Source organism: Hymenobacter volaticus, from assembly GCF_022921055.1.
Lineage (GTDB): Bacteria > Bacteroidota > Bacteroidia > Cytophagales > Hymenobacteraceae > Hymenobacter > Hymenobacter volaticus.
In genome coordinates this window covers 60,821-73,451 of record NZ_CP095068.1, presented here as the reverse complement: position 1 = coordinate 73,451, position 12,631 = coordinate 60,821, and the positions used below count along the sequence as shown (strand labels likewise).

Below are 12,631 nucleotides of genomic sequence, written 5' to 3'. Positions count from 1 at the left end.
GGCTTCATCGCGCTGATGGGTAGTGCCAGAACCTACACTTACTAATTTTTCCGCACTCCAAGGTGCTTCACGAAGCTGATCTAATGCAAAGGAAATTTTATCTCACCGCTTGGTTCTTGTTTATCGCGGCGCGCTTGCTAAGTGCGCCCATCACGTTGCTGTCCCCCGACAAACGCATCAAAGTCTCGGTTGATTTGCAAGGGAAAATAAGTTACTCCGTTGCGGTGGGCGGCACCCCGGTGCTAACAGACTCTTACTTGCAACTCAACCTAGCGAACCAACAGCTGGGAGAGCGGCCACAGCTCCGTAAGAAGTCGTTTGCAGCGGTAAACACTTCTTCAAAGCCGGTAGTGCCTCTCACGAACAGCACCGTCCCGAACACCTACAACCAACTGAAGCTGGAATTCAAAAACGATTACAGTGTCGAGTTCAGGGCCTACAATGATGGGGTTGCCTACCGCTTCATCACCGATAAACAGGATTCGGTGACAGTGAACAGCGAGGATGTGCATCTGCATTTCGCCGACGTTGCGGAAGCGTCTTACCTGGAAACGAGCAGCTTCAAGACGTCTTACGAAATCCTCTACCAGCGCCAGATGCTGAAGCGGGTGAATCGGGAGAAAATGAGCGTGCTGCCGGTTCTGTTCGATACCGGAAAGTACAAAGTGCTGTTCTCGGAAGCAGATCTCTACGATTATCCTGGCCTGTTTGTGAAAGCCGTCGATGAGAGAACGGTCAGCGCCACGTTCCCGAAGGCGCCGTTGAAGTTTGGCCCCGATGGCGACCGTAGCGTAGAGATTGTGGCCGAAGCACCCTACCTCGCCAAAACAGCCGGAAAACGCTCTTTTCCGTGGCGTTTTTTCGTTGTCACCGACCAGGATGCGCAACTAGCTGCCAACCAGATGGTGTACAAATTGAGTACTCCCAATCAACTACAGGACACCCAATGGATTAAGCCCGGGCAGGTAACCTGGGAGTGGTGGCATAACGCCTACGTGTACGGCGTTGATTTCAAGTCCGGCTACAACCAAGACACGTACAAGTACTACATCGATTTTGCCGCCAAGTTTGGCATACCCTATATCATCATGGACGAGGGTTGGGCCAAAACAACGCTCAATCCCTTCGAGCCCAACCCTACCATCAATCTGCAGGAACTGATTGCCTACGGCAAAAGCAAGAATGTCAAGATTATCTTGTGGTTTACTTGGCTGGCCGTAGAGAACAACTTCACAGTGTTCGAGACCTTAGAGAAGTGGGGCATTGCGGGTATGAAGATCGACTTTATGGACCGCAGTGACCAGTGGATGGTAAACTACTACACCCGCGTCGCCAAGGAAGCCGCCAAGCACCATTTACTGGTTGACTTTCACGGGGCTTTCAAACCGGCGGGCTTAGAGGTAGCCTACCCGAACGTGTTGTCCTACGAAGGAGTCATCGGGATGGAGCAGAATATTGGCGGGGGGTTGGCGACGCCTAAAAACAACCTGTTTCTCCCGTTTTTGCGCAACGCGGTTGGCCCCATGGATTACACGCCCGGGGCCATGCGCTCGGCTCATCCCAAAGACTACCGCCCCAACTGGGTGAATACGATGAGCATCGGAACGCGGGCGCACCAATTGGCCATGTACATCGTCTTCGCGAGTGGCTTGCAGATGCTCGCCGATAACCCTTTTAACTACCTGCGCGAACCCGAAACCACCTCGTTTATCACGTCGGTGCCCGTGACCTGGGACGAGACGCGCATCTTGGAAGCTGCCGTTGGGGAATACATTGTCACGGCCAAACGAAAAGGCTCGACATGGTATATCGGGGGCATGACCGCCGACAAAGCGCACGAGGTTACTTTACGCACCGATTTCCTAACCAAGGGAAGCCGCTATCAACTCACGTTGCTGAAGGACGGCGTAAATGCCGCTGTGCAGGCCATGGACTTCAAGCGCGTCGTCCAACCGATTCAGCCCGGCGAAACCGTGACCTTAACCATGGTACCGGACGGGGGTTTCGCGGCCCGAATCGAGCTTGTGCCATAGTCAGATCTTAGGGAGCGACACAAATGCGCGCTTGGTCGGCTATGATCCACAAGCAAGTGTGGGAATTGCCTGTACTAGGCGTAAAATTGCTTGGAGTGAAGCCATAGTATTTGGCAACATGCCAAGCGGCTTCTCTTTGCCTGCGTCAACTGGCTAGTAGGTCCGCAACGAAAGTGGATTTTGCTGTGCGCTGCACAATTCAGTAACTCTTTAAAGCGTTTAGGTATAACGTGAAGTAAAGTAGTCACTGGATGCGCTTCCTCCGTGAATCGGAGCGAAGAAAGGGTAGTTTGTATTGTGATTTGGAGTAGCAATAATTAGAGTTGCTTGAATAGTGATTTAGCTATGCTGATCCTAAATAGATAACTATTATGGGATTTCATCACTATTCGGATAATGACTTGTACAAACCTGGCTGGCAGTGCGTAGCTTTACTGAACTTGGCTGGCAACGCTTTTTAGCGTCAACCAGTCATTAAGCTCCGTTCTTTAAGGGCGGCGAGTGGTACTTTCCTTTCTAGGTATCCGCTTTCCTGTCCGCCCACTTACCTGCCCCGCTATGCCTGCAGAGCTACCGTTCCCTGCTTTACATACCACTCAAATTCCTTCCCCGCTTCTTCCCAAGCCCGGCCAGTTGACTCGCGTCGGCAGCCGGTCCCCGGTTAGGCAGGCGCGCCTGCTTGTCAATTGGCTGCTGACGCTGCTGTTCCTGCTGCTGAGTGGCACGGCCACCACAGTGCTTGCGCAAGGGACACCGCCTCCGGAGTGTAGTGCTGACGAGAAGTTTGCCAACACGTGGTACTTCGGCTTTAAGGCGGGGCTGGACTTCAACCAGGCCTCTGCCGACTCCCTACCGAAAGTGCTCACTAACGGAGCGATGGATGCGCCTGCCGGCTCGGGAGTGATGTCGGATAGGAACGGCAAAATCCTCTTTTACAGCAATGGCGAAACCGTTTGGAACGGCGACGGCACCGTGATGACCAACGGCACGGGGCTAGCGGGCAGCCGTTTTACCACCGACGGCCCCCTGCCCATTAGGATGCCGGGCATACCTCCAGCGGGCCAACCGACGCGCTACCTGCTCTTCACCTTGAAGGACACCGTGGGTCTAAGCTACTCGGAAATAGAGATTCCCGCGGGTGGGGGGCCGGGCACCGTCGTTGCCGCCACCAAAAACACGCCCTTGGCCCGCGGCACGGCGGAAAAGATAACAGGCGTATTTCATAAGAATGGCTGCGACATCTGGGTTATTACGCACGGCTGGGGAGCTGCCAAGAGCGGCAACAACAACCGGGGCGACGCCTTTCTGGCCTACCGCGTGCGGCAAGCAGCTGGCTATGTAGGGCCGGTAGTCATCGACGCTCCGATTCGCTCCACCGTAGGCAGCCTGCACGCGCCGAGCAAAGCGGCCCAGGGCTACAAAGGCCAGATGAAGGTGACTCCCGATGGCCAGCGGCTGGCCCTGGCCCGCTACAGCGAAGCAGTGGGCGACAGCAGCAGCACCGTCGAGCTGTTTGGGTTTGATACCAATACAGGCGATGTTACCGTCAACCCGCGAGTTCCGTACATAGTGGATAGCGGCGCAGGGAAATACTACGGGGTGAGTTTTTCGCCTGGCAGCTACCTCTACGCCACGGTGCGCAACCCGGCCAAATTGCTGCAATTTAACATCAGCGGCACCGGGCCAGTTACCAAGCAAGACATTCCGCTTAAGCAGAAGGCCCCGGCCGACCTGGGCTCGATGCAAGCCGCACCCGATGGCAAGATTTACGTAGCCCGCGACAACCAGTCCGCGCTGGGCTTTATCCCCTTCCCGGACTCATTGGGGCCAAGGTCCGCTATGCCGACGATAGCCTGCAGCTGGGCGGGCGCCTCAGCGGACTGGGTCTAGTTAATTTCAATCAAAGCTCCCTGCTGCAGTTCGGCCCCAATTACAAGTCCACGGCGTGCTTGGAGATTACTTTTGAGGCCCCATCCGTCAACTTCGAGAATCCGACTTACGCCTGGACGTATGCGACAACTACAGGGGCCACCTTGGGAACCTCAACGTTGCAAAATCCCGTGTTCACCTTCCCCGCACCTGGCGACTACGCAGTGACGCTGCGCGTCACTACTAGCTGCTTTTGTCGCGAGAGCCAAGGCTTAATTCGAGTACCTGGCCCACCAACGCCGGGGGTCATTGGCCCTGATCAAAACATTTGCGTGGGCGGCACGCTAGCGCCCATCACTGGCACTTCAGCCGGCGAGGGCACTGGGCAGTACACCTACGTGTGGCAACAGTCATCTGATAACATCGGCTGGAATGACATCCCTGGCGCTACCGGCGCATCCTTTACACCCACCGTCACCACCAACACCTACTTCCGGCGGTTGGTAACCTCGGGTTTTTGTGGCAAAGATACACCTTCCAATTCTGTCCAGGTTACCTTTCTTCCATCTGTAACACCCACTGTGGCCATAACGGCTCCGCCCGCGCAATGCCCTGGCACGCCGCTTACGTTAACGGCCGTGGCAACCAATGCCGGTGCCATCCCTATCTTCCAGTGGTTTGTTAACAATGTGGCTGTCGCTGCTAATACGGGTCCCACGCTCACTAGCAGCACAGTTGTGACCGGTGACCAAGTGCGGGTCGTGGTGACACCTACGGCGGGGGTATGTAGCACCGGTACGGCTACGGCCACGGTTACGGTAACACGTACCGTAGCACCAGCGCCCACGCTTACTATTGCCGCGCAGCCAGCCGGTCCGGTTTGCTTGGGCGCTTCACTTACGTTCAACGTTGCCAGTGTCACTGAGGCTGGTCCGGCCCCTGACTATCAATGGCAGGTCAACGGCACCGACGTGCCAGGCGCCACGGGCCCGACGTTTACCAGCACCACCCTGCTCCAGGGGCAAATTGTGACAGCACGCCTGCGTACGACAGACGCGTGCGGCCAGCCCGCTGCAGCCGTTTCTAACGGCATACCGGTACAGATTCAACCACCAGTAACTCCCACTGTAGCTCTGGCAACCCCGCCCGTAGAGTGCCCTGGGACTCCCCTCACCTTCACGGCCGTGCCCACCGATGCTGGCGCTGCGCCTACATTCCAGTGGTTCGTCAACAATGCAGTCGTGGCTACCGGACCTACCTTCACAAGTAACACGCTCGTGACCGGCGACCAGGTGCGGGTCGAGGTGACACCTACGGCGGGTCTGTGCACTACAGGTACGGCCACTGCCACGGTTACGGTAACGCGGACAGTGCCCACGCCGCAGCCTACGCTCACGATTGCTGTGCAACCCAACGGCCCGGTTTGCCCAGGTACGCCGCTCTCCTTCACTATTACCAACGTGACGGAGGCCGGCCCAGCCCCCGAGTACCAGTGGCAGATTGATGGCGCCGACGTGGCCGGGGCCACAAATACGACGTTCACTAGTTCCACACTGCTCCAAGGCCAGATTGTAACGCTGCGCTTGCGTACAGCCAACAATTGTGGGCAGCCCGTGGCAGTTGTCTCCAATGGTGTGCCCGCACAAATACTGCCTCTTGTGACGCCCACCGTGAGCCTAGCGGCCCCGCCCGTAGCATGCCCTGGCACGCCGCTAACCTTTACAGCCGTGCCCACTAATGTAGGCAACGCTCCTACTTTCCGTTGGCTGGTCAACAACGTGGCCGTAGCTAGCGGGCCCACGTTCACGAGCAGCACGCTTGTTACTGGCGACCAGGTAAGCGTCGAGGTAACGCCCACCGCAGGAATTTGCAGTACCGGTCTAGCTACAACCACGGTAACAGTGACGCGTACCTTAGCGCCAGCGCCAGTACTCGCAATTGCGGTGCAGCCAGGCGGCCCCGTTTGCCTAGGTGCCCCGCTGACGTTCAGCATCGCTAGTGTAACAGAAGCTGGTCCAACCCCCGAATATCAGTGGCAGGTTAATGGTATCGACGTGGTTGGCGCAACGGGTCCGGTGTTCACGAGCACAACACTGCGCGAAGGCCAAACCGTGACGGCGCGCCTGCGCACGACCAATGTTTGCGGCCAACCGGTTACCGCTGTTTCCAATGGCGTGGCCGTGCGAATTCAACCACCGGTTGATGTAGATGCTGGTCCTGATAAAGAGATTCTGGCTGGTACCTCCGTGGTGTTGGAAGGCCGCGCTGATGGTAATTACCCTGTAAGATGGACAACGACAACGGGGCAGACTTTTCTGGGCAACGACCGACTACAGCCTACCGTATCGCCCACGGTAACTACCACCTACACCCTCTCGGCCGGGGAGGGCGGCTGCGCCGATTCCGACCAAGTGACGGTGACCGTGCGTCCGCCCATCCGTATTCCTAATGCCTTCACGCCCAACGGTGATGGGCGCGACGACACCTGGCAAATCGAGTTCATCGAGCAATTCCCCGACAACACGGTGACCGTGTTCAACCGCTGGGGCAACAAGATTTTCTCGGCCAACAACTACAGCCGGGCCAATGAATGGCGCGGCGACATCAACGGCCAGCCCGCGCCGGTTGGCACTTACTATTACGTCGTGGTCACGAAGGGCCCGCTCGGCAAATCCTACAGCGGGTCGATTACGATTTTGTATTAACAACAAACGTCCGGCGGCGCTGGTCGCCGCCGGACTACCTTCCTCCCGACAGACTCTAAGGCAATTACTGTTATGAAAAGAGCTTTAACTCTACTGCTGCTCCCGCTGCTGCTGGCCGCCGCGCCGGCCCTGGCCCAGCAGCAGGCACAGTACAGCCAGTACATGAACAACAACTATATCCTGAACCCGGGAGCTACCGGGGTGGAGGACTATATCGACGTCAAGTTCAGTTACCGCACCCAGTGGACGGGCCTTCAGGGAGCGCCTAAAACCTACTACGGCAGTATTAGCTCCTCGCTGGGCAAGTGGCGCACCACCACTAAGCGTACCCTGCGCGACCGGCGCCGGCCGTTTCACGCGCTAGGTGCCCTCGTGTATAACGACGTGACTGGGCCTACCAGCCGAAAGGGCGCCTACGCTTCTTATGCCTACAACATGGTATTAAGGCCTAACCTCCGGGCGGCGTTGGGCGTGTCGGCAGGCATGCAGCAGTTTGCCGTTGATGGGCAGCAGCTGCAATTCTTCGATCCGACCACCGTGGCCGCCAGCGACGCCTCACGCGTGTTCGATGCCTCCGTGGGCTTGTGGGTGTACAGCTCCGACTTCTACGTTGGCCTGTCAGGGGCGCAGCTGTTTGCCAATAAGCTCGACTTCTCCTACGGCGCCAACTCCCTGAACGCAGGCGCGGGCAACACCCTCAAGCGCCACTACTTCGCCACGGCTGGCGTGCGCCTGCCACTCAGCGAAGACTGGTCACTGGTGCCCTCCGTGCTGGTTAAGGCTGTCAGCCCCGCTCCACTCTCGCTCGACCTCAACGCCAAGCTCAAGTACCAAGACCTACTATGGGCGGGCGTGTCCTGGCGCGCCTTCGATTCGTTTGTTGGGATGGTGGGCCTAAGCTACGAGCAGCTCACGCTCGGTTACTCCTACGATGCGGGTCTTTCTGAGCTTGCCGGCTACCACGGTGGCAGCCACGAGATACTTCTAGGGCTGCGGCTCAAGAAAAAAACCCAAGTGGTGTGCACCAATAGGTTCTGGTAGGCGAGCAATTATTCGAAGGGCTCTCATATTGCTTGGTTGCCGGCACAACCGTTTAGTGGCTGCACGCAAAGCCTGCGCCCCGAAGGTGCAGGCTTTGCGTGCAGCCACTAAACGGTTGTGCGGTCAGTACTAAGGCAGCTAGAGGTTATGATTCAACTAGCGGGCAACAGCTTAGAACGAGTAGACTTCGTCGGCAAGTGAGGGCCTAGATTGAGGAGTTCGATTGGTTGAAGCTCCTCAAATTCTGATTGTTTATTTAGCGTTTACCACCGGGAAAGCCGTAATGCGCAGCTTGGCCGAACCGTAGGGTATGAGCGTCAGTGTTTCAGCTTTCGCTCCGGCAGGCGCGGCCACTGGGCTTTGCGGTGGCGCGGCAGCCGAGTTTTCGGCCAGTTGCCATTCGGGCAGCCGTATGCCTTGCACTTGCAGTTCTATGGGGGCGCCCGCTGGCGAGAATAATACGCCGGTAGTGGGGCGCTCTTTCACTTGAAAGGCCGCTGTGGGTTGACCTTTAGGCAACAGCAAGCCATAGTTCCAGGGCGTAGTGGCTTGCACCTCGTAGTCGTCGGCGGCGTTCGGACGGTCGCGCAGCTTGGTCCATTGCTCACCGAGCTTAAGGCCGTACACTAAAGGTCCGCGCTCCACCGAAACGGACTGATTGAAGCCGGGCATTACACGCACTGCCATCGGCAAACGCAACTCCACCACGTCGCCTGCTTTCCAAGCTTGCTTGACCTCGTAGAACGTGCCGGCCTGGGGTGCTTTGGGCAGCGCTTTCCCGTTTAGAGTTACTACGCTCTTGGTTGCCCAGGCCGGAATACGCAGCCGCAGTGGGAAAGGCTGCTTGCCTGCTTTTTCCACCACAAAGCGGATGGATTCCCGAAACGGATACTCGGTTTCCTCCCGGATGACTACTGCTTCGTTGCCCCGCACGGTAGTCGTTAGCTTGTTGGGGGCGTAGGCCGCGGCCACCAGTCCGCCGTCGGGCGAGGCCATCCAGAGGTGGCTAGCGAACTTAGGCCAGCCCTGGTGCAGGTTGGCGGTGCAGCAGCCAAAGTGCGGCTCAAGTCCGAACAGGTTGGCTTCGTCGCCATTAGTAGACCACTGCCGTTTGGCCTTGCTCACCAGCACTTGGTTAGGCTGCTGGTCGTACTGGTGGGCCCACATGGTGGGGTCGAAGGTGGCGGGCAACGCGTTGAAGGTGATTTTTTCCAGCCGGTCGCCAAACATAGGGTCGCCGAGCAACGCCAGCAGTTCTTCGTAGGAGTACTGCGCTTCTACCACCGTGCACAACTCCGTGCCTTGCGACGGACTAGAGCCGGCAAAGTGCTCGTCGCTGCTGAACATGCCGTTGGGTAAGCCGTGGTATTGGTCGAGCGTCGCGAGCTGCTTGTAAATCGACTGCCGGTCCGCTTCCGTGCCGCCGGTCATGCCCCAGAGCGCCGGCATTTTCAAGGCCATGGCATTGTTAACGCCGTGGGCTTGCAGGGCCAAATTGTTGTTGCCCGAATTGAGCTTTAAACTGGCGACGGTAGTGGGCTGGGCAAACGGAAAATTGGCGAAGCCCTGCTGCCAATTGAAGCCTTGCTGGGCGAGTTGACCCGCCAACTTCAGCAGCAGCGGATTCTTGGTTTTTTGGTAGGTCCAGCGAATGGGCAACAGCTCTTCGGCCCAGCGAAACACGGCCCATTCTTTCAGTGGCAGCTTATCGAGTTGGCTGCTCTGGTACGTGAAATACTTTTCCATGTACGGCACCACGCGTTTGTCGCCGGTGGCTTCCTGGTACTGCATCAGGCTCTTGAGTACGAGCATGTTGGGCCACCAGTCCTGATTTTTCGCGGGCCCGATGCTCCCGTCGGGGCGCTGACTTTGCAAAGCCCAGTCCACCCACTTCTGCGCCTTGGCTTTTAACGCCGCATCGTCGAGCCCGTAAGCCAACGGCAACAGCCCATCGAGGTAATAGGGCCCCCGCTCCCACCCCTCGCCGGCGCCACCTAACCACGCGCTGTTGGCGCTCAGATCGGGCCAGAATTCTTCGAGGTGCCCGCTTAGGCCCTGCGCCTGAATCTCGAGTTGGCGCCGTAGCCACCCTTCGGGCCGAATGGCGCCTAAGGGCAGCGCCTGAAACGCCCCCGGTTGAAATGCGGTCAACTTGGGGCCCGTCGTGACCGCGGCCGCTGGAGCTGCGGGACTGGCCGATTGAGCCTGGGCTTGCATAGCGAGCAGAGTTCCAACTAGCAGCCCGCTACAACGACGAATAGAAAGCATAAGAAGTCAAGCAAAGAGTGGGAATACTTGGTGGGTAAGCTGGAAAACCACGTACGGGCTGGCAGCAGCGCTACGTGCGGGCTCGGCCAAACAGACTCTAAAGAAACTATCTGCAGCCGTCCCAACAACACGCGGCTGGTGCCACAGTGCGTTCAGGACCGCTGCAGATAGTTTTAGGTAGGTGCGCTAGGGTTTGGCAGTAATATGCTTGTCCAACACCTTGATGAAATAACCCCGACTACCGAGCGGGCCTGGAAACCTACCTGCTTGGCATCGGTGGTTTCGTGCCAGTCGGTGAGTGGCACCCGCGTCGGCGAGTCGTTGACAAACTGCCAAACGGGCTTCACCAGAGCCTGGAAGTCGGCGTCGCGCTCGGCCATCGTGGCCGTCCACATAATCCAGTCGGATTTCGTGTAGGTCTTGCGGCTGTCTAGAGGCAGGCCGTAGCGTTGCTGCTTGGTTAGATAATAGGTCAGTTCCTGCTGGGCTACTTCTTTGGGGAAGACGTTCAGTCCCAGAATTCTGTCCCATACCAGATTGTACTTCTGGCTCCACGAACCGGCGGGCTTGTCAAAGGTCAGCGCGTAGTGGTCGCCAGTAGCCGACATGGCCATCCAACGCTTGGCGTAATCGCGGGCTAGTGCCATGTACTCGTCGGCCGTTTTCTGATCGCCGAGCTGCTGGGCCATCTGCCCGTAGCAGGCAATGCCCATAATGGCTTTCACCGACAAGTTAGAGTTACGAGCCAAGTGTCCGGCGAAGTCGTCGGTGCTGAGCTGGGTAGCTGGGTCCAACCCGTCGCGCTTCAAAAAGCCAACCCATTTGGTGATAGTGGGCCAGTGCTCCCGAGCGAAGTCAGGTTTGCCGTCCATCTTGACGGAAGCAGCAGTCAAAATCAGCATGTTGCCCGCTTCTTCCACCGGCATATCCTCGCCGTAGGTCTGGCCGTTGGCCCGTGGGTAAGTGCCTACGTCGTGGGCCGGAAAGTCCTTTTTCCACTGGCCCGATTCGCTGTACTCGAAGATGAAGCGCAACATGCCCTTCGCTAGCTCGTTGTTATAGCGCAGAAATAGCGGTGCTGACGGATACGTTACGTCCACCGTCCCGATAGAGCCGTTAGAAAAGTTCTCTTTGGAGAACATAAACACTTCGCCCTTGGGACCGGCCACAATTTTGTGGGCGGCAATAGCCTGGCGATACGCTAGCTGGCACAAATCAGCGTATTGCTGTCCGCCTGCCGCTTGGGCCTCGGCATACAGTTGCTTATCGAAAGTGGTGCACTTCTGCCGTAGGCGGGCGTAGTCTGCTTCGGCGGCTTGCAATACCTTAGGCATAGTGGTCGAGGGGTCGCGCCGCCACCAGCCGCGCAGGTTTTTCCCGAAGTACTGCACCGAATATTGGTCGTCGTAGCCGAGTAGTACGTGCCGTTCGGTTGGTTCGGTCTTTACAGTACCCAGGTCCAGTACGGTAGCCAGCGCTACACGTTGGGACTGACCACTCACAGGCTTGGCGTTGGCAGTAAGGGTGCCACTTTTCGTGAACGTGTTTTTCAGGGCTTGGGGCTCGCCGGCAGCCTGCTGGGCCGACCCTGGCGCCGCCACATACGCTTGACCCCAGTCGATGCGAATGTTGTCGCCGGCCTTGGCCAACACAGGCTGCGCGGTGGTGCCAACTGCTTGCCAGTTCAAGGTGCCCGCTTTACCTGCCTGGGTGGTTACGGCCTGGTACGCGGTGTTGGCGGCCAAACCGCCGCTTTCCGTAAGCAACACCTGCACTGGGTGCGTCTTCCCATCCGTGGAAGTGGCTCCAAACGTGACGTAGCTCACTGGCCGGGCCACGGTTTCTAGCTCGTCAAGCAGCAGCGGCGAGAGAAAGTTTACCGTCAGTTGCACCGGTCCGGCCGCAAACTGATAGGTGGTTTGGGTGGCCGTTACGGCCACGCTGATTTGGCGGGCGGTGGGAGTCACCGGTAAGGGTAGCTGTTCATACAAGCCGGCGTCGAGGTATTCGCCGCCCATGGGGCTGTTGCAATGCATGGCCAGCACGTTCTCACCCTTGCGCAGCGCCTGCCGCGCCGATTCGGGCACGTCAAAATACTCGTAGCTGTTATTCCAGTTCGGCAAACGCACCAGCTCTACGCCATTCAGGTAGACTTCTACCGCGTCGTCGTGCCACATAAACAGGCGCAGCTTGCCGGTCATTTGGGGGTTGGCAATAGTCACGCGCCGCCGCACCCATACATCTCCCTCGGTCCAAATGGTGCCCTTCTGGTCTTTTTGATCGGTGAAGGGTGCCGGGCCAGTTTTCCAACTTGTGGCGGCGAAGGCCGGTTTCTCCCAGCCCGCTGCCGGCTTAGACAACGTGTACTGGGCCGTGTACCCCTGCTCCATGGCCGTTGGGATGACGGTGCGGTACTGCGGGGCGGCTTGGCCCAAAAACTGATAAGATTTGCCGTCTACGCGCACCACGCCCTCTAGCGCCTGCGCCACGCCGGTCCAGTGACGGGTGGAAGAGGCCGTCAGCGTATCGTTGAAAGCCCACAAGCTGAAGTACGGGTCGTGGGTGATGAGCGGGTAAGCCGGTGGGCGGAGCGTCTGGGCGTGCAGGCAACCCAGGCTGAGCATCACCGCGAATAGGAAAGCAAAACTCTTTTTCATTCTTATTGAATTAGGAAAAACATATGTAAAGCAGCTTCTCATCAAGGAAGGATGGCAA

The 12,631-nt window shown here is 58.0% G+C and carries 5 protein-coding genes and 1 pseudogene; 4 read left to right on the top strand and 2 right to left on the bottom strand.

What is annotated here, in order from left to right; translation table 11 throughout:
- Window positions 1-83: 83 nt before the first annotated feature.
- From MUN86_RS29835 to MUN86_RS29820, 4 genes are all read left to right on the top strand, one after another.
- Window positions 84-2,033 (top strand): glycoside hydrolase family 97 protein, encoded by a 1,950-nt coding sequence (locus tag MUN86_RS29835; RefSeq protein ID WP_245127556.1) that lies wholly within the window; start codon window positions 84-86, stop codon window positions 2,031-2,033.
- Between the two features lie 558 nt (window positions 2,034-2,591).
- A complete protein-coding gene (locus MUN86_RS29830; RefSeq protein ID WP_245127555.1) occupies window positions 2,592-3,923 on the top strand; it encodes a hypothetical protein in 1,332 nt (443 codons plus the stop codon).
- Between the two features lie 59 nt (window positions 3,924-3,982).
- Window positions 3,983-6,607 carry a DUF8696 domain-containing protein gene (locus tag MUN86_RS29825; protein ID WP_245127653.1) on the top strand — a complete coding sequence of 875 codons (2,625 nt, stop codon included), beginning with the start codon at window positions 3,983-3,985 and terminating at the stop codon, window positions 6,605-6,607.
- A gap of 72 nt (window positions 6,608-6,679) precedes the next feature.
- The gene (locus MUN86_RS29820) at window positions 6,680-7,648 is read left to right on the top strand and encodes a PorP/SprF family type IX secretion system membrane protein (protein WP_245127652.1); all 969 of its coding nucleotides are present in this window, start codon (window positions 6,680-6,682) and stop codon (window positions 7,646-7,648) included.
- A 252-nt stretch (window positions 7,649-7,900) separates the two neighbouring features.
- On the opposite strand, the gene MUN86_RS29815 is transcribed toward MUN86_RS29820, so the two are convergent.
- Both MUN86_RS29815 and MUN86_RS29810 read right to left on the bottom strand, forming a co-directional pair.
- Window positions 7,901-9,865 carry a beta-L-arabinofuranosidase domain-containing protein gene (locus MUN86_RS29815; protein ID WP_245127651.1) on the bottom strand — a complete coding sequence of 655 codons (1,965 nt, stop codon included), beginning with the start codon at window positions 9,863-9,865 and terminating at the stop codon, window positions 7,901-7,903.
- 237 nt (window positions 9,866-10,102) lie between these two features.
- Window positions 10,103-12,573, bottom strand: a pseudogene (locus MUN86_RS29810) (glutaminase family protein).
- Window positions 12,574-12,631 lie beyond the last annotated feature (58 nt).